This window comes from Ruegeria sp. K5 (genome assembly GCF_056531805.1).
The window spans coordinates 1-16503 of record NZ_JBQFML010000008.1; the positions used below are offsets into that span (position 1 = coordinate 1).

The 16503-nt window shown below is 60.3% G+C and carries 19 protein-coding genes; 5 read left to right on the forward strand and 14 right to left on the reverse strand.

Features of this window, described 5'->3' with window-relative positions:
- Window positions 1-127: 127 nt before the first annotated feature.
- On the reverse strand, window positions 128-1246 hold the full coding sequence (gene ald, locus ACR0MO_RS17425) for an alanine dehydrogenase (protein WP_170624109.1): 1119 nt from the start codon (window positions 1244-1246) through the stop codon (window positions 128-130).
- A 136-nt stretch (window positions 1247-1382) separates the two neighbouring features.
- Between ald and ACR0MO_RS17430 the strand changes: the two genes are divergently transcribed.
- Window positions 1383-1841 carry an Lrp/AsnC family transcriptional regulator gene (locus tag ACR0MO_RS17430; protein ID WP_170453206.1) on the forward strand — a complete coding sequence of 153 codons (459 nt, stop codon included), beginning with the start codon at window positions 1383-1385 and terminating at the stop codon, window positions 1839-1841.
- 3 nt (window positions 1842-1844) lie between these two features.
- Here the strand turns inward: ACR0MO_RS17430 and ACR0MO_RS17435 are convergent, their stop codons facing one another.
- Window positions 1845-2684 carry a CPBP family intramembrane glutamic endopeptidase gene (locus tag ACR0MO_RS17435; protein ID WP_480585534.1) on the reverse strand — a complete coding sequence of 280 codons (840 nt, stop codon included), beginning with the start codon at window positions 2682-2684 and terminating at the stop codon, window positions 1845-1847.
- A 256-nt stretch (window positions 2685-2940) separates the two neighbouring features.
- Here ACR0MO_RS17435 and ppk2 point away from each other — a divergent pair, with 256 nt between their 5' ends.
- Window positions 2941-3879: a polyphosphate kinase 2 gene (gene ppk2 / locus ACR0MO_RS17440; RefSeq protein WP_170453205.1), complete on the forward strand. Its 939-nt coding sequence runs from the start codon at window positions 2941-2943 to the stop codon at window positions 3877-3879.
- Window positions 3880-3929: 50 nt separating this feature from the next.
- On the opposite strand, the gene ACR0MO_RS17445 is transcribed toward ppk2, so the two are convergent.
- From ACR0MO_RS17445 to rpsU, 3 genes are all read right to left on the reverse strand, one after another.
- A complete protein-coding gene (locus tag ACR0MO_RS17445; protein WP_480627047.1) occupies window positions 3930-5147 on the reverse strand; it encodes a CAP domain-containing protein in 1218 nt (405 codons plus the stop codon).
- A gap of 184 nt (window positions 5148-5331) precedes the next feature.
- Window positions 5332-6336 carry a CAP domain-containing protein gene (locus tag ACR0MO_RS17450; RefSeq protein WP_480892522.1) on the reverse strand — a complete coding sequence of 335 codons (1005 nt, stop codon included), beginning with the start codon at window positions 6334-6336 and terminating at the stop codon, window positions 5332-5334.
- A gap of 302 nt (window positions 6337-6638) precedes the next feature.
- Window positions 6639-6845, reverse strand: coding sequence for a 30S ribosomal protein S21 (rpsU, locus tag ACR0MO_RS17455; protein WP_005614280.1), 207 nt, complete (start codon window positions 6843-6845; stop codon window positions 6639-6641).
- 111 nt (window positions 6846-6956) lie between these two features.
- Between rpsU and ACR0MO_RS17460 the strand changes: the two genes are divergently transcribed.
- Together ACR0MO_RS17460 and ACR0MO_RS17465 are read left to right on the forward strand one after the other, a co-directional pair.
- Entirely contained in the window at window positions 6957-7649 is a 693-nt protein-coding gene (locus ACR0MO_RS17460) for a COQ9 family protein (RefSeq protein WP_480781371.1), read from the forward strand.
- 57 nt (window positions 7650-7706) lie between these two features.
- Window positions 7707-8693 (forward strand): NAD(P)H-quinone oxidoreductase, encoded by a 987-nt coding sequence (locus ACR0MO_RS17465; RefSeq protein ID WP_170624101.1) that lies wholly within the window; start codon window positions 7707-7709, stop codon window positions 8691-8693.
- 20 nt (window positions 8694-8713) lie between these two features.
- Here ACR0MO_RS17465 and ACR0MO_RS17470 read toward each other — a convergent pair whose 3' ends face one another.
- Complete coding sequence (locus tag ACR0MO_RS17470) at window positions 8714-9571, reverse strand: DUF2189 domain-containing protein (protein WP_170737307.1); 858 nt, start codon at window positions 9569-9571, stop codon at window positions 8714-8716.
- A 194-nt stretch (window positions 9572-9765) separates the two neighbouring features.
- On the opposite strand from ACR0MO_RS17470, the gene ACR0MO_RS17475 reads away from it, so the two are divergent.
- Entirely contained in the window at window positions 9766-10749 is a 984-nt protein-coding gene (locus tag ACR0MO_RS17475) for a quinone oxidoreductase family protein (RefSeq protein ID WP_480627043.1), read from the forward strand.
- Between the two features lie 51 nt (window positions 10750-10800).
- Here the strand turns inward: ACR0MO_RS17475 and ACR0MO_RS17480 are convergent, their stop codons facing one another.
- From ACR0MO_RS17480 to ACR0MO_RS17515, 8 genes are all read right to left on the reverse strand, one after another.
- Entirely contained in the window at window positions 10801-11334 is a 534-nt protein-coding gene (locus tag ACR0MO_RS17480; protein ID WP_170624097.1) for a porin family protein, read from the reverse strand.
- A 261-nt stretch (window positions 11335-11595) separates the two neighbouring features.
- Complete coding sequence (locus tag ACR0MO_RS17485) at window positions 11596-12069, reverse strand: YHS domain-containing (seleno)protein (RefSeq protein ID WP_170453197.1); 474 nt, start codon at window positions 12067-12069, stop codon at window positions 11596-11598.
- A 189-nt stretch (window positions 12070-12258) separates the two neighbouring features.
- Window positions 12259-12528: a hypothetical protein gene (locus ACR0MO_RS17490; protein ID WP_170624095.1), complete on the reverse strand. Its 270-nt coding sequence runs from the start codon at window positions 12526-12528 to the stop codon at window positions 12259-12261.
- On the reverse strand, window positions 12525-13130 hold the full coding sequence (gene plsY, locus ACR0MO_RS17495) for a glycerol-3-phosphate 1-O-acyltransferase PlsY (protein ID WP_170624093.1): 606 nt from the start codon (window positions 13128-13130) through the stop codon (window positions 12525-12527). Before plsY ends, ACR0MO_RS17490 begins: the two co-directional genes overlap by 4 nt.
- Window positions 13130-14410: a dihydroorotase gene (pyrC, locus tag ACR0MO_RS17500; protein ID WP_480892527.1), complete on the reverse strand. Its 1281-nt coding sequence runs from the start codon at window positions 14408-14410 to the stop codon at window positions 13130-13132. The genes plsY and pyrC overlap by 1 nt, the downstream gene beginning before the upstream one ends.
- Complete coding sequence (locus ACR0MO_RS17505) at window positions 14407-14793, reverse strand: hypothetical protein (RefSeq protein ID WP_480892530.1); 387 nt, start codon at window positions 14791-14793, stop codon at window positions 14407-14409. The genes pyrC and ACR0MO_RS17505 overlap by 4 nt, the downstream gene beginning before the upstream one ends.
- The gene (locus ACR0MO_RS17510) at window positions 14778-15299 is read right to left on the reverse strand and encodes a hypothetical protein (protein ID WP_480892533.1); all 522 of its coding nucleotides are present in this window, start codon (window positions 15297-15299) and stop codon (window positions 14778-14780) included. The genes ACR0MO_RS17505 and ACR0MO_RS17510 overlap by 16 nt, the downstream gene beginning before the upstream one ends.
- Window positions 15296-16231: an aspartate carbamoyltransferase catalytic subunit gene (locus ACR0MO_RS17515; RefSeq protein ID WP_170624085.1), complete on the reverse strand. Its 936-nt coding sequence runs from the start codon at window positions 16229-16231 to the stop codon at window positions 15296-15298. The genes ACR0MO_RS17510 and ACR0MO_RS17515 overlap by 4 nt, the downstream gene beginning before the upstream one ends.
- Between the last annotated feature and the right edge of the window lie 272 nt (window positions 16232-16503).

The following is a 16503-nucleotide window of genomic DNA, read 5'->3' on the forward strand; positions in this document are numbered from 1 at the left end:
TTCGTGCGGCGCCTTTTCTATTGTGCGAAAGGATACCCCAAAAAGGCAAAAGCCGCGCCCGAAGGCGCGGCCTGGCCCAACGCTGGAAATCGCCCGCGTCAGCGGGCGCTTTCAGCGGCGGGAGAGCCTAGGATTTGATGACAACGTTGGGAGAGACGACATCAATGCCCAGAGCTTTGCCAACCGCATAGTAGGTCAGTTGACCGGCGTGTACGTTCAGACCGTTCAGCAGGTGCGGATCGTCCTGACACGCCTGTTTCCAGCCCTTGTCGGCCAGCGCCAGCATGAACGGCATCGTTGCGTTCCCCAGCGCGATGGTCGAAGTCCGCGCGACCGCGCCCGGCATGTTGGCGACGCAATAGTGCATGATGCCATCCACGTCGTAGATCGGATCAGCATGGGTGGTCGCCTTCGAGGTTTCAAAGCAACCGCCCTGGTCGATGGCCACGTCTACCAGAACCGCGCCGGGCTTCATGGTCGACAGTTGCGCGCGCGATACCAGCTTGGGCGCTTCGGCGCCGGGGATCAGAACCGCGCCGATAACCATGTCGGCGGTCTGGATCAGTTCAGCCGTCGCGCCAGCGGTCGAGTACTGGTTCTTGAAGGTGCGGCCAAAGACGTCGTCCAGATAGCGCAGACGCGGCAGCGAGCGGTCCAGGATGGTGACATCCGCGCCCATGCCTGCTGCGATCTTGGCTGCGTGCGTGCCAACAACACCACCACCGATCACCACAACCTTGGCCGGGCCAACGCCGGGAACGCCGCCCATCAGAACGCCGCGGCCACCATTGGCCTTTTGCAGCGTCCACGAGCCGACCTGCGGGGCCAGACGACCGGCAACCTCGGACATCGGGGCCAGCAGTGGCAGGCCGCCATTGCGGTCGGTCACGGTTTCATAGGCAATCGCGGTGCAGCCCGACTCCAGCAGGTCACGGGTCTGATCCGGATCGGGGGCCAGGTGCAGATAGGTGAACAGCAGCTGGCCTTCGCGCAGCATCTTGCGCTCGACCGCCTGCGGTTCCTTGACCTTCACGATCATGTCCGCTGTCGCAAACACCTCGGCTGCGGTGTCAACGATGCTGGCACCTGCTGCCACGTAATCTTCATTGGCAAAGCCGGATCCCAGACCCGCGCCGGTTTCGATGATGACCTCATGGCCGCGCGCGATGGCTTCCTGTGCGGCGTTGGGTGTCATGCCGACACGGAATTCCTGAGGTTTGATTTCCTTGGGGCAACCGATTTTCATTTTGGCTCTCCGTTCATAAACTGCTCAAATTATGTGCATTACGTTACGCAATTTTTGTGAAACAATGCCCGCCAATGGATTTTCTTTCGAAAGAATCTCCTGCAATAGGGCAAAACCTTGCAATGGATGTGCGTGAATGAGCTTGGATACGACTGATCGTAAGATTCTTGCCGCTCTGCAAAAGAACGGCCGCCTTTCGAATGCGGGCCTGTCCGAGATGGTGAATCTGTCGCCGTCAGCTTGCCATCGTCGCGTACAGCGATTGGAACTTGAAGGGTACATTCGAAATTACGTTGCGTTGCTGAACGCCCGGAAGATGAATGTGCCGACGACCGTGTTTGTCGAGATCACATTGCAGGGTCAGGCCGAAGAGGTTCTGAACGCGTTCGAAAAGGCCGTGGCCCGCATTCCGGATGTGCTGGAATGCCACCTGATGGCCGGGACGGCGGATTACCTGTTGAAAGTTGTGGCCGAAAACACCGAGGATTTTGCGCGCATCCACCGGCAATATCTGTCCCGTCTTCCGGGTGTGGCGCAGATGCAGAGCTCGTTTGCACTGCGGACCGTTTTCAAAACCACGGCCCTGCCGGTTTAGGTCTCAGGCCGGACCCGGATAGGTGAAAAACGCCAGATGCACGAAGTTGAACGCAAAATGCATCGCAATCGGAACCCACAGCCGACCCGTCGCGGCATAGGCGCAGCCCACGCCCACACCAAGTAGCGTCGCAAAGACCACCAGGGCCGGACCGCCGCCGAAATGGACCAGCCCGAACAACAGGCTTGCCGCAGCTATCCCTCCGGCTGTTCCCAGTTTGGAACTCAGGATGGATTGCAGGTAGCCGCGAAAAAACGCCTCTTCCGCGATGCAGGTCAGGAACAGGTTTGAAAGCGAGAAGAGCAGCCACCACGGCGGCAGGCCCATTTCCGGCTGAACCGCGCCAGAGGCTACAGCAGCCGCTATCAGCAACGGCAGCAGAGCACACCCGGCGGCAAGCAGCGCGACATTGGTTTTATGTGCAGCCCCAACCATCCCTGGCCAGGCAAGCAGGACCGCAAACACCACCATTGGTTTGTCGAGGTTCAGGTGCATCGTGAATGCGGCGCTGTTTGCTCCGGCATGAACGGCATCCAGAACGCGCAGGTTGTTGAAGCCGGGTATCAAATGCGCCCCCAGGGCCAGACACCACAGGATCAGCAACACGTGCCCGACAACCGCACCCCATCCCGTCAGGCGGGGCAGGACGGACGCGCCGATCAGCCCCAGTGCGACAACTGCAACCGCCAGCGGTGTCATCAGGTCTGTGACCGAGGCGACGCTGGCAAACAATACCAACAACGCCAAACCAACGCTCATGCGCCCCGACACCGCTGTGACCAGCGCTGCAATAAGGATCAGCCAGGGCCAGATCGCGGGAAGAATGGAAAATACGTACGCCAATTCTATCTCTTCATGTCAACGACCTCAGTGATGTACAGCAATGCAAGACCGACTCAAGATTTCCGAACTGCTTTTTGGGTCAAGCTGTTCAGATTGCGGCAATTCTGACGCTTGTATCCCCGGCCCGCGCGGGTCAAACTTGTGCAAAGGGTCGCAAAGCCGCCCGGACCCGGTGCAGGTTCGGGCCGGCGCATCATGTCATCAATTTGTCCGATGACATCAGGCGGTTACACACAGCCGATACGGTCCGCACCCGATGACCAAAAAGGAACAGACTTTGGCATATGAAAACGATGACGCCCCCAAAGACTGGCTGGAAGCCGAACTGGAAGACACGCTGGACGAAGATTTCGAGATCGAATTCAGCGAGCCAATGCTGTCGATGGAAGTCCGCAAGATCTACAAGGATCAGCATCCGGATATGCTGGACCGCAAGGTCTATTTCCGCAACCTGCTGCGCCTTCAGGCCGAGCTGATCAAGGTTCAGGATTGGGTGCAGCATACCGGTGCCAAGGTCTGCATTCTGTTCGAAGGCCGCGACAGTGCGGGCAAGGGCGGCGTGATCAAACGGATCACCCAGCGTCTGAATCCCCGTGTTGCGCGCGTGGTTGCCCTGCCTGCACCCAGCCGCCGCGAGCAGAGCCAGTGGTATTTCCAGCGCTACGTCCCGCATTTGCCCGCCGCCGGAGAGATCGTGTTCTTCGACCGCTCATGGTACAACCGCGCGGGTGTCGAGCGGGTCATGGGCTTTGCCACCGAAGATCAGGTGGAACAGTTCTTTCAGGACGTTCCCGAATTCGAACGGATGCTGGTGCGGTCGGGGATCATCCTGCTGAAATACTGGTTCTCGATCACGGATGAGGAACAGCAGTTGCGATTCCTCATGCGCATCCACGACCCGATGAAACAGTGGAAACTGTCCCCTATGGATCTGGAATCCCGCATCCGCTGGGAGGCCTACACCAAGGCCAAAGAGGATATGTTCTTCCGCACCAACATCTCTGAGGCGCCGTGGTACATCGTTGAAGGCAACGACAAGAAACGCGAGCGGTTGAACTGTATCGAGCATCTGCTGACTAAGATCCCCTACACGGATGTGCCGCAGGAAAAGGTCAACCTGCCGGATCGCCGCTACAACCCCGACTACGAACGCCGCGTCCTGCCGGACGAGCTTCACGTTCCCAAAATCTATTGAAACGAAACGCCCCATGTTTGGGGCGTTTCTTGTTTGGGTGTTGGGGGTGATCAGAAGATAAAATCATCCCGGCCGAGATCGGCCAACAGTGTATCCTCAAGTATCAGCCTGTTGCCCAAACCGTCATTGATCACAACGTCGTCGCCGGATTGGGTCATGTGGTTGTTCCTGAGGTCAGAGTAGCCGGTTATCGGGTCGGCAAACTTAAGGACGATCCTATCGACGTCTTGAAAGTCGGTGATCCGGTCAGTGCCTGGCCTGAACACGAAACTGTCCGCGCCACCCCCGCCAGTCATGATGTCATTGCCGACGTTACCGGCCAAAATATCGTTACCGCCGCCTCCGACCAGCGTGTCATTGCCCTGTCCGCCCCTGAGAATATCCGAACCGGTTCCACCTTTCAGTACGTCGTTACCATTTCCGCCATCCAGTGTGTCCGACCCTCGTCCACCATCCAGAGTATCAGATCCGAAACTTCCAAACAGTCGGTCGTTCTGATACCCGCCGAAAATTCTGTCATTGCCATGCCCACCGTCAAGGAGGTCTGCGCCATTGTTTCCGCGTAGCGTGTCATCGCCAGAGTTGCCGTATACTCTGTCGTTGCCGCCTTGGCCTGTCAGGTTGTCATGGCCGGACCCGCCGACGAGGACGTCCCTTCCGTTTTGGCCGGTCAAAGTGTCATTGCCGCCTTTACCTTCAAGTCGCCCCGCAGTTCCTGCTGCCAAGACAAAGATATCGTCTTGACTATCCCCGACAGTCCCCGGCGAGACAGTGCTAGGCTTTGGCGTAACAGGACCGGGCGTGCTGCCGGTGTCCAACTGCACCGGAGCGGATGTGCGCGCGAAGTTCTGGGTGACAATGACAGCGTCCCAGCCCTGGAAATTCCCGATCTCGATCCCGATCCCGATATATTCGAAATCGGGATTCAGGATGTTGGCGCGGTGGCCAGGGCTGTCCATCAGGCTTTGGTGCAATTGCGCGACATCATCAGCGGCCCCGCTGGCGCCACGCTCGGATTGCCACGCGATGTTTTCGCCGGATCGCCAGTTGCCTGTGAAGTCAAACCCTGCGTCTCGCATCCGCTGTGTGGCGCTGGATCCGCCTGCACCGGTGTGACTGAAGATATCCCTTTGAAGCATCCACTCGCTGTGGTCCTCGGCAGACTCATTCAGCTGCAGTTCAAGTTGCAGAGGATTAAGGCCACGTTTTGTGCGTTCTTCGTTGATAAGCCTGAGCATCTGACGTTCAAGATTGCTGGCGCTGGACATGATTCTGCCTCCGGTTGATTGTGTAATTTTGTGGGGACATTAGTGGCGAGACTTTGGCGAAATAAAGCCGCAGGTCGGGCTGTTCCGCCGGCTGAGCGAATTGTTACCAGCCATTGTCGGGGTCTGTGCAGAAACTCGCGCAGAAGCGGGGCGTGTTTGGCCCCGCCACATCATTTTTTCGCGATCAGGCAGCATCCATCATACAGCCCGGTTCAAAGGGCGTGAACTCCAGCATGTCATCGTCATCGCCCAAGTCCGCCATGGGGTCCGAAGGTGTGTCGTCGGTGCTTGGGTCGGGCAGCAGCAGCAGGTCGTCGTCCGTTCCGGCGTCTACGGTCTGTGTGTCCGGCAGTTCGATGTCGATCCAGTCAAAGTCGTCGATCAAGGCCAGAATTTCGTTCACGAACTGCTCGATCGCAGCAAGGAACGCTTCGACGTCAAAAGTGTATTCATCCACTGGCTCGGGCGTATCGGGTTGCTCGGCAACGTCGGGGTCCTCGGGCGCGACCGGTGCGTCTGGGTCTTCCGCCACATCAGGTGTATCTGGTTCGACCGGCGTGTCCGGGTCGTCGGTTACGTCTGGCGTATCAACCACGTCCGGTGTGTCGGGTGTGTCGGGTGTATCAGCCACGTCAGGAGTATCTGGTAGATCTGGCGTATCAGGCGCGTCGGGCGTATCCGGTGCGTCCGGGACATCCGGGATGACAGGTGGCGGGGTCGGGGCCGAGCCCGTGTCCAGCACAACCGTGCCATCCGTGGTGGCAAAGTTCTGTGTGACCATCACGGCGTCAAAGCCTTGCATGTCCCCGGTCTCGATACCGATCCCGATATATTCGAAATCCGGATTCAGGATGTTGGCGCGGTGGCCGGGGCTGTTCATCAGATTCTGATGCAGCTGTGCGACATCGTCACTGATCCCCGGCGCACCACGTTCCGATTGCCAGGCGATGTTCTCGCCCGTGCGCCAGCTACCCGACAGATCGAATCCGGCATCCTCCATCCGCTGTGTCGCGCTAGACCCGCCCGAACCGGTATGGCTGAAGATATCGCGATCCAGCATCCATTCGCTGTGATCCTCGGATGATGCGTTCAGCCGCGTTTCCAATTGCAGCGGATTCAGTCCGCGGGATGTGCGCTCTTGATTGATCAGCGCGAGCATTTCTCGCTCGATATTGCTTGCAGTCGACATTGTAGCCTCCGTTTTTTGATGTGTCGTCTTGGGTGACGGGAGGCTGATACAAAGACCCGCAACGCGGCCGATAGCGGCGCTGAGCAATCAGGCGAATTTGGGCAGGCCCGCGCTACCGATGCGGGATTCGTTGCGCTGCAAAATGCCGGGCAAAATCCTGCCGGGGGCGAAATGGCAGCTTGCCGCACAGCCGACATGTTCGAGTCGGCGAAATGAGACCGGTCCTTAAAACGACAAACCCCCGGGCGATGCCTCGGGGGTCGTCAAATAGTGTCATCCAAAGCTGGACGAGACCAAAGGTCTTAGAGCAAACCTTCGCGCTGTGCTTTCTTACGTGCCAGTTTACGGGCACGGCGGATCGCTTCAGCCTTCTCGCGCGCTTTTTTCTCGGACGGTTTCTCGAAATGTTGCTTCAGCTTCATTTCACGGAACACGCCTTCGCGCTGCAGCTTTTTCTTCAGGGCACGAAGCGCCTGATCGACGTTATTGTCGCGAACACTAACCTGCATGTGGTTGTCACCACCTTTCTAGATAGAGTTGCAAGGAAATTGCAGGAGTTGGCCGTATAGCAAAGCCGTTCTAACTTGTCTAGTACTGGCCCCGAACACCGGAGAACCGCCATGACAGTGACTTATGAAGACGCAAAACAGCAACTTCTGGACGCGATGCTGATCCACGTGCCGTTTGACGGCTGGTCCGAAACCAGCTTTCGCGCGGCGATCGCCGATTGCGATCTGGATGACGGTCTGGCCCGGGCGATCTGCCCGCGCGGCGCGGTTGATCTGGCGCTGGCCTATCATGCGCGCGGCGATCAGATGATGCTGGACCGGATCAAGTCCGAAGACCTCAGCGCGCTTAAGTTCCGCGAAAAGGTCGCCGCTGCCGTTCGGTTCCGGCTGGAAGCGGTCGAGGATAAGGAACTGGTCCGCCGGGGCATGACGCTATTTTCGCTGCCGATACATGCGGGCGAGGGGGCCAAGGCGGTCTGGCAGACCTGCGATCTGATATGGGATGCGCTGGGCGATACATCGGATGACGTGAACTGGTACACCAAGCGGGCGACGCTGTCGGGGGTCTATTCCTCGACCCTGCTGTTCTGGCTGGGGGACGATTCGCCCGATCACCACAAAACGTGGGAGTTTCTGGACCGACGCATTGGCGACGTGATGCAGTTCGAAAAGCTCAAGGCGCAGGTGAACAGTAATCCGCTGTTCAAGCCGTTTCTGGCGGTGCCGAACTGGCTGGCCGGTCATGTGAAGGCTCCGGTAAAGATGCGGGCCGATCTGCCGGGTCTGTTGAACCCTCGCAAGTAGTCAACGCTTGGCCTTTGGCCGGTTGACAGCTAGGCATTGGGCAAAGGAGATTTGCCCATGACCCAGATGATGCGCGCTGTCGAAATCAGCCAGCCCGGCGGCCCCGACGTTCTGAAGCTGACGGAACGCCCGATCCCCACAGCCGAGGCGGGGCAGGTTGTTCTAAAGGTTGCCTATGCCGGGGTGAACCGCCCGGACGCCCTGCAGCGCGCCGGGGCATACGATCCCCCGCCCGGCGCCAGCGATTTGCCGGGGCTGGAAGCGTCGGGCGAGGTTGTGGCCGTGGGCTCGGGCGTCGAGGGTCTGTCGCTGGGCGACAAGGTGTGCGCGCTGCTGCCCGGTGGAGGATATGCGGAATATGTCGCCACGCCTGCCGCGCATTGCCTGCCGGTGCCGGACGGGATGGACATGAAACAGGCCGCCTGCCTGCCCGAGACATTCTTTACCGTCTGGTCCAACGTGTTCACGCGCGGTGGCCTGAAAGCGGCAGATCGGTTTTTGGTCCATGGCGGGTCCAGCGGGATCGGCACCACTGCGATCCAACTGGCCAATGCCTTTGGCGCGCGGGTCTTCGCTACCGCCGGGTCCGCTGAGAAATGCGAGGCCTGCCTGAAACTGGGGGCCGAAAAGGCGATAAACTACAAAGATGAGGATTTTGTCGGTGTCATGCGGGCCGAAGGCGGGGCGAACCTGATCCTCGACATGGTGGGCGGTGATTATATCCCGCGCAATGTGAAGGCTCTGGCCGAGGATGGGCGGCTGGTCCAGATCGCCTTTCTGCAAGGTCCAGTGACCGAGTTGAACTTTGCCCTGATGATGGTGAAACGACTGACGCTGACCGGCAGCACGTTGCGCCCGCAAAGCGATCTGGCCAAGGCGAGGATCGCGCAGGATTTGCGCGAAGCTGTTTGGCCCTTGCTGGCCGCAGGCAAGGTCGCGCCAGTTATGGACAGTGAGTTCCCTATGGCCGAGGCTGCGGCGGCCCATGCGCACATGGAAAGCTCGCAACATATTGGCAAGATCGTTCTGAACGTCGCGGGCTGACCCGCGCCCCCCAAATCAGGTCACGCAACCGCGCGCCGATACAGGTGCCAGGTTGCGTGGCCCAGAACGGGCATCACCACGATCAGACCCAGCAGCATCGGGATTGCGCCCAAAACCAGCAGCGCGGCCACGATGAAGCCCCAGCACAACACAACGCCCGGATTGTGACGCAAAACGCGGACCGAGGTGACGACCGCGACCGGCAGACCCACCTTGCGATCCAGCAACAGCGGGAAGCTGACAACGCTGACGGCCAGCGCGCACAGGGCAAAGACAAACCCGACAGCGGTTCCGAAGATGATCATCGTCCATCCGGCCCCCGTGGTCAGAACTTCGCTCACGAACGCCCCGAATGAGGTTGGGGGTTCCGGGCCGAGGGTCTGCACATAGATGCTCTGCGCGACCATCAGCCAGACCAGCAGCAGCATGACCAGATAGAAACCCAGCGCCAGAATGGCCCCGAAGGACGGTGACCGGAAGACGCCGAACGCGTCCAGCCAATGGACTTCGCCGCCTTCTTCGCGCTTGCGGCTGATCTCATACAGGCCAACAGCGGCGACCGGTCCGATCAGCGCAAATCCTGCGACCAGCGGGGCGAGCAGCGGCACAAGGTTCAGGTTCATCGCAAAGCCGAACATCAGCAGCCCGGCGATCGGATAGATCAGCACGATAAAGATCGCGTCCGCCCGGGTTTCCAGGAAATCGTTGTATCCGGCCCTCAGGCAGGCCTTGAGATCCTGAATCGTAAGTGTCTGGACCATCGGCAGGTGGCGGACATCCGAACTACCAATGCGCGAGACGCTTTCGCTGACGTGATCGCTGGTCGCTCCAAGGCTTTGGGCTGCCCAGCTGATCGGATTACCGATTGTTTTTGCCATCTTGTTCCCTTTCCTTGGCGAAGATGCGCCGCGGAATGGATCCGGCTTGGGGTTGCCCGTGGCCGGACCAGCCGGCAACGCCTGATGCAACTATAGCACAGTTTTCGATAACCGCGAATCACGAGGATGCGTTTCGCGCCGATTGCCCTGTCGCGCAGGCGTGATAGCTTGGGCACAGGCAGAAGGAGGTCAGAATGCAGCACACCGCCCGCACAGTCGTCATCCAGGAATTTGGCGGACCCGAGGTTTTGCAGATCGAAGACAGGTCGTTGGGCGATCCCGGCCCCGGCGAGGTTCGCATCCGCCATCATGCCTGCGGTTTGAACTTCATAGACGTCTACCAGCGCACGGGCCTGTATCCTTTGGAGTTGCCCCATGCGTTGGGCATGGAGGCCGCAGGTGTGATCGAAGCGGTTGGCGAGGGTGTGACCCATCTGGAGCCCGGCCAGCGCGCTGCCTATGCCGCCGCCCCGCCCGGTGCCTATTGCGAGGCGCGGGTGATGCCAGCCGCGCAGGTCTGTCCGCTGCCTGATGGCATATCCTTCGAAGCCGCCGCCGCGATGATGCTGAAAGGCATGACGGTTGAATATCTGTTTCACCGCACCACGCCTTTGCGGCGTGGCGATACGGTGTTGTTCCACGCAGCCGCCGGGGGCGTCGGCCTGATCGCCTGCCAATGGGCCAAGTCCGAGGGGATTACCCTGATCGGCACCGCCGGAACCGATGAGAAATGTTCATTGTCCCAGTTCAACGGCGCGGCCCATTGTATCAACTACCGCACCGAGAATTTTGTCGAGCGGGTGGCCGAGATCACCAATGGCAAAGGCGTCGATGTGGTGATGGATTCGGTCGGGGCGGACACGTTCGAGGGGTCGCTGGATTGCCTCAAGCCGCTGGGCATGATGATTTCATTCGGCAATGCCTCGGGGCCCGTGCCGCCGGTGGATATCGGGATTCTGGGGCAAAAGGGATCGCTCAAGATCACCAGACCGACCCTGTTCACCCATATCGGGGATCACACGGTGTGTCAGGCCATGGCGCGGCGGCTGTTCGGCAAGGTCGAAGGCGGCGAGGTCAAAATCCACATAGACCAGCGCTTTCCGCTGGACCAGATCGCCGATGCGCACCGCGCGCTTGAGGCGCGTCAGACCACGGGCAGTACGATCCTGGATATCTGAACGCAAAGACCCGGCGAATGACGCCAGGTCCCGTTATCTATGTCGCGGTCGTCAGAACCGATAGGTCGCCCGGAATTGCAACGTGGTGGCGTCCACATCCACGCCGGTCGAGTTGAAATCGTCAAACTCGTGATACAGCAACTCGCCCCCGATGCTGACATTGGGCGCAACGAGCTGTTCATAGCCCGCGCCGATGAACCAGCCACTGTCGCTGCCCAGATTGTCGGTTCCGGCTTCGGCATAGCCCCCGACACCATAAAGCAGCCCCTGAGCGGTCACCTTGTACCCGGCGCGCGCCTTGATGCGCCAGACATCCTCGACCGTGGCCGCGCCAGACAGATCGACATCTGCCCAGTCATAATCGAACCCGCCACCCACGACCCAGTCGCCCAGATCATAGTCGTAGCCCAGAACGATGCCGCCGAGCGCGCTGTCTCCGTCCACGCCCGAGAGGCTGGTGTCAACGTCAATATAACCAAGCTGCAAGCCGCCGTAGAACCCGGTCCAGTCGCCCGAGGACTGCGCCATGGCCGACCCTGCCGCCAACGTGGATACAGCTGCGATGAGCGCCAATTTCCCAGTCATCTTTTGATCCTTTCATTCGCAAAATGAGCGCAGCGGCCAGAGGCCTGAGGTTGCGCCTGTGTACAAGCTGTTACGATCCGAAGCCGGGGCCGGATCATCGTTTGCTACATTTTCCGTACTGAATGTCGGTCGATCTGACCGGCCTGCGCCCGTTAAATCCGGGTCTGTCTGTCAAAAAAGATAGGGTGCGTGCCAAGGGCTTCAAATGACATGTCGGCGGCAGATCACTCTGCCGCCGACATGCGTTGGTTTTTAAGCGGATTATTGCTGCAGTTCTGCAGGCGCTTTGTCCGCGATGTCTTCCCAGTTTGCGCTGGCCTGTTCGATGAAGCCCGGGATGTCGCCTTCCCAACGTTCCTGAATGTCTTTCGACAGGTTCAGGTACAGCGTGTTGTCGACGATTTTCCAGTGGTTCGGGTCACCGTCGAACTTGAAGCCCATGGCCGCGCCAAACGCGCAGTAGCCGCCATATGCGGGCAGGTAAGCCTCGGGGTTGGCTTCGAACGCGGCTTTGTTTTCTTCCGACGAGAAGCGGTACAGCGCGTCATCGTGCAGCGTGGTGATGCGGTAATCGCCCTTGGTGGCCTCGCCTTCGGTGAAATAAGCAACCGGGTCATAGCCCTGCATCGCCAGTCCGGTCGAGCTTGCGTTGATTTCAACGCCTGCGGCCAGGGTCGAAGTTGCCAGAGCAACAGACAGGGCAACGCCACCGATCAGAGATTTAAACGTGTTCATAGCTTCACCTTTCGTGAAATGGGCTGCGCGTTCTCACTGCAATTGCGATATGCGCACCCGGGATTTTGTCCTGTGCGGCCGGTAATTGACCGTCACGAAATTTCAGGTGGGAAGCGGGTTGTTCACGTTCAAAACAATCAATTGTGATTGTGCGAGGGTGAAGAGGGTCTGTTCGAAAATGCAGTCGAATCACGCATCCGGGCGAAGCGCCAGAACAAAGGCGACCACCTTCTCGGCGGGCATTTCGCAGGGGCGCAGCAACGCGCCGCTGTTGCGGGTCTGATACAGATTCAGGCTGATGTAATCGGTGCCGTCCAACTGATGCGCGACCAGTTTATGCGACTTGCCGCCCGCCATTTCCTGACGCGAAACAACGTACCGCCCGCCTTGCGCGTGGCCGGTGAACGTGCCCAGTGGCAACGCAAAAAACGCGGCAAGAAACACGTCTGTGGCGGTCACGGCTTTCCGATTTTGGGCTCGGTCCCGGCTTTGATCCGGGCCACGTTGGCGTTGTGACGCCAATAGACCAGCAGCGTCAGGATGATCCCCAGCACAAAGCTGGATCCATCGGTCAGAACCACGACCCATGTGGTGGACAAGGCGGCAGCAGCCAGCGCGCCAACGGATGAGATGCGCCAGATGGCAGCCGCCACAAGCCAGGTCAGGCAGCACGCCACCCCGACCCGCCAGTCCAGCGCCAGCCACAGACCCAGAAAGGTTGCCACGCCCTTGCCGCCCTTGAAGCCCAGCCAGATGGGAAAGCAATGCCCCAGAAACGCCATCAGCGCGGCCACCTGCACGGCGTCTTCCCCCGCAAAGGCCCGCGCAAGCAAAACAGCCGCCGCGCCTTTTCCGGCATCGAACAGCAGCGTCAGCGCAGCCGCAGCCTTGTTGCCCGTACGCAGAACGTTGGTCGCGCCGATATTGCCCGACCCGATCTGCCGCAGATTGCCCAGCCCCATCACCTTGGCCAGGATCAGCCCAAACGGGATCGACCCCAGCAAATAGCCCATAGCCGCCCACAGGATGAGCTGGGTTGTCGTACTATCAATCAAGGGCATCAGGCTCTCCGGTAGACTTCTTTGCCGGCAACATAGGTTGCAATGACCTTACCCTGCATCCTCTGCCCGTCAAACGGCGTGTTCTGTGATTTTGACCTGAGTGTAAACCGGTCCAGCACAAAGGGAATGTCCGGATCGAACACCAACAGATCGGCAGGCGCACCTGTGGACAAACGGCCACTGTTTAGACCCAGCCGTTTCGCCGGGTTCAGCGTCATTGCCCGGAACAGGGTCGGCAGGTCCAGCTGACCCGAATGATACAGGCGCAGGGCCGCAGGCAGCAGCGTCTCCAGCGCGACGGCTCCGGATGCGGCCTCTTCAAACGGCAGGCGTTTGCTTTCTTCATCCTGCGGCGTGTGCATCGAGCTGATCGTGTCGATCAGGCCGGTTCGCACCGCCTCGATCACTGCCTGCCGGTCATCCTCGGACCGCAGCGGCGGCTTGACCTTGAAGAAGGTGCGATAGTCGGCCCCGTCCAGTTCGTTCAGCGTCAGATGGTGGATCGAGGTCCCGGCGGTGATATCCAGCCCGTTGCGCTTGGCGCGCTCCAGCGCGGGCAGGGCACGGCCGGTGGTGATCTGGTCGGCGTGATATTTTGCCCCGGTCATTTCCAGCAATGCAATGTCGCGGTCCAGCCCCATACGCTCGGCCATGGGCGAAACCGCAGGCAACCCGCGCAAGGCTGCAAACTTGCCGCTGGTTGCCGCCGCCCCGGCGCTGAGGCCCGGTTCCTGAGGATGCGCAATCACCAGCGCGCCGCAAGACCGCGCATAGGTCAGCGCGCGCGAAAAGACCTTGGTGTTGGTGACGACATGGTCGCAATCGGTAAAGGCCACCGCGCCCGCGTCCATCAGGAACCCGATCTCGGTCATTTCGCGGCCTTCACGGCCCTTGGTCAGCGCGGCCATGGGCAGCACATTGACCGGAGTGTCGGCCTGCGCGCGGCGGGTTACAAATTCCAAAGTTTCGGGCGTGTCGATCGCGGGCGAGGTGTCGGGCCGCGTGACCATCGTGGTCACCCCACCTGCCGCCGCTGCCTGCCCGGCGGATTTATAACTTTCCTTGTGCCGCTCGCCCGGCTCGCACACTTTGACGCCAATATCGACGATACCGGGGGCAAGGCATTTGCCCTGGCAATCGATGACCTGCCCGTCGATGGCGGGGGCCTCGCCGTCGCCCTTTGCCACGATGCGCCCGTCGGCCACGTGCAGCCACCCGGCCGAGTCCGCCCCGCTTTCCGGGTCGATCAGGCGGGCATTGGTAAACAGAACGGTGCTCATGGCAGGGCCCTTTCGATGGCGGCTTTGGTGGCGGCGGGGTCCGCCTGGTACTTGATCAGATGCTTGTCGCCGCCCTTGGTCACAAGCTGGACAAAGCTGCCCATGGTGTTCACAGCCTCGATCTGGTTCAGCGCAACTTTGCGCGGGCCGGGGCCGGTGAGCATGGTTTCAGTCATTTCCCACGCGGCGGTCAGTTCCTCGGAGGCCAGATACCACGCGCGCAACCCGATTGCGGCGAGGCCAGCGGGGGCTCCGGTCCAGACATAGGGGTTGCCGATCAGCCACAGAATGATCATCGCGCCAGCCATGGCTGCGGCGGCGAGCCATGCGTTGGTGCGGACATAGGCCCCCTTGTCGGGCGCGAAGATCACAGGATCAGCCACAGGGCACCTCCGACGGCCAACAACAGGACAAGGGCCAGAAAAGCCGATCCCATACGGCGCGACGCCTTGCCCCCATCGCCCGCATGTTGCGGGGCCGAGAAGGGTTTGGCGCTGTCCGTTTCGATTTCGCCACCGGTCCAGTTTGTCGCCTCTTCCGTGAACAGACCGATCAGCTTTAGGCGGGGGGCGGGGGTCAGCGTCGCGGGGCGCCGGTGGAACGCGGCGCTTCGCAGGACCATGACCCAGCCCTCGACCGCGTCCAGCGTCGTGCGGTCCAATTGATCCTCGGACACGCCACAACCGTCGTTCAGATAGCCATATAGCCCGAGGTCTTCGAGGTCGGAGACCGGAAAGACGTCGATCTGATCCGGGTCCAGCCCGTCGACCCCCAGAACCTGATCCGCCGCACCCGGCTCGCGCAGGAACTTCGCCTCTTCGGGGCGCATGTCCAGCGTGAACAGGCGGATCACGCCGTGTTCATGGGGGGCGATGGTCAGATCGCTCATGCGGCCTCGCGAAGATTGCGGGCCAGCAGTTCCATGGCGGCCATTCGGACGGCGACGCCCATCTCGACCTGTTCCTGAATGACGGATCGGTTGATGTCATCCGCCAAGGTTCCGTCGATCTCGACACCCCGGTTCATCGGGCCGGGATGCATGACGATGGCGTCGGGTTTGGCCAGCGCCAGTTTGGCGGCGTCCAGACCGTAGCGGTGATAATATTCGCGTTCTGAGGGGATAAAGCCGCCATCCATCCGCTCTTTCTGAAGGCGCAGCATCATGACCACATCGACGTCCCGCAGACCCTCGGCCATATCGTCATAAATCTCGGCCCCGAATTCGGCGAATTGCGCGGGCACCAGCGTCGGAGGGCCAATCAGGCGGATGCGGTTTTCCATCTTGCCCAGCAGGATCAGGTTCGAGCGTGCCACGCGCGAATGCGCGACATCCCCGCAAATGGCGATGTTCAGACGGTGCAGGCGGCCCTTGGCGCGGCGGATGGTCAGCGCATCCAGCAGAGCCTGCGTGGGATGTTCGTGCTTGCCATCCCCGGCGTTCAGCACGGCGCAGTTCACCTTTTGCGCTAGCAGGTCCACCGCGCCGGAATGCGGATGCCGCACCACCAGCAGATCGGGATGCATTGCGTTCAGCGTCATCGCTGTATCGATCAGCGTTTCACCCTTTTTGATCGAACTGGCCTGCATCGCCATGTTCATCACATCCGCACCCAGACGTTTACCGGCCAGTTCGAAACTGGCCTGCGTGCGGGTCGAGTTTTCAAAGAACATGTTGATCTGGGTCAGCCCCGACAACACGTCCGAGTGTTTGGCGGATTGCCGGTTCAGATCGACATATTTTTCGGCCAGATCGAGGATGGCGGTAATATCGGATTGCGACAGATGCTCGATGCCAAGAAGGTGACGATGGGCGAAACGCATTGGGCGGGCTCCTGTCTGACAATCGGACCGCTTATAGAAAGCCGCGCGGGCCAAGGCAACCTAAGGATCAGACCCCTCGGGCAATATCTCGCACCCGCCTTCTGGCAGGCACCGCTCACCGGGTTTGCACCATTTGCCATAGCCGCAATCGACCGCCTTGCCCGGGACACAGCCCTGATTTTTCGAGCATTTGAAGCCCGGGCGGCATTGCGACCCGGTTTTTTCGCATAAGAACCATCCGGCGCGGGAACAACCGCCCTGCGGCAGGCAGA

What these genes read in the sequence shown, in the direction of transcription:
- ald (WP_170624109.1), bottom strand. Translation starts at nt 1,246, where the DNA reads ATGAAAATCGGTTGCCCCAAGGAAATCAAACCTCAGGAATTCCGTGTC.
- ACR0MO_RS17430 (WP_170453206.1), top strand. Translation starts at nt 1,383, where the DNA reads ATGAGCTTGGATACGACTGATCGTAAGATTCTTGCCGCTCTGCAAAAG.
- ppk2 (WP_170453205.1), top strand. Translation starts at nt 2,941, where the DNA reads ATGACCAAAAAGGAACAGACTTTGGCATATGAAAACGATGACGCCCCC.
- ACR0MO_RS17445 (WP_480627047.1), bottom strand. Translation starts at nt 5,147, where the DNA reads ATGTCCAGCGCCAGCAATCTTGAACGTCAGATGCTCAGGCTTATCAAC.
- ACR0MO_RS17450 (WP_480892522.1), bottom strand. Translation starts at nt 6,336, where the DNA reads ATGTCGACTGCAAGCAATATCGAGCGAGAAATGCTCGCGCTGATCAAT.
- rpsU (WP_005614280.1), bottom strand. Translation starts at nt 6,845, where the DNA reads ATGCAGGTTAGTGTTCGCGACAATAACGTCGATCAGGCGCTTCGTGCC.
- ACR0MO_RS17460 (WP_480781371.1), top strand. Translation starts at nt 6,957, where the DNA reads ATGACAGTGACTTATGAAGACGCAAAACAGCAACTTCTGGACGCGATG.
- ACR0MO_RS17465 (WP_170624101.1), top strand. Translation starts at nt 7,707, where the DNA reads ATGACCCAGATGATGCGCGCTGTCGAAATCAGCCAGCCCGGCGGCCCC.
- ACR0MO_RS17470 (WP_170737307.1), bottom strand. Translation starts at nt 9,571, where the DNA reads ATGGCAAAAACAATCGGTAATCCGATCAGCTGGGCAGCCCAAAGCCTT.
- ACR0MO_RS17475 (WP_480627043.1), top strand. Translation starts at nt 9,766, where the DNA reads ATGCAGCACACCGCCCGCACAGTCGTCATCCAGGAATTTGGCGGACCC.
- ACR0MO_RS17480 (WP_170624097.1), bottom strand. Translation starts at nt 11,334, where the DNA reads ATGACTGGGAAATTGGCGCTCATCGCAGCTGTATCCACGTTGGCGGCA.
- ACR0MO_RS17485 (WP_170453197.1), bottom strand. Translation starts at nt 12,069, where the DNA reads ATGAACACGTTTAAATCTCTGATCGGTGGCGTTGCCCTGTCTGTTGCT.
- plsY (WP_170624093.1), bottom strand. Translation starts at nt 13,130, where the DNA reads ATGCCCTTGATTGATAGTACGACAACCCAGCTCATCCTGTGGGCGGCT.
- pyrC (WP_480892527.1), bottom strand. Translation starts at nt 14,410, where the DNA reads ATGAGCACCGTTCTGTTTACCAATGCCCGCCTGATCGACCCGGAAAGC.
- ACR0MO_RS17510 (WP_480892533.1), bottom strand. Translation starts at nt 15,299, where the DNA reads ATGAGCGATCTGACCATCGCCCCCCATGAACACGGCGTGATCCGCCTG.
- ACR0MO_RS17515 (WP_170624085.1), bottom strand. Translation starts at nt 16,231, where the DNA reads ATGCGTTTCGCCCATCGTCACCTTCTTGGCATCGAGCATCTGTCGCAA.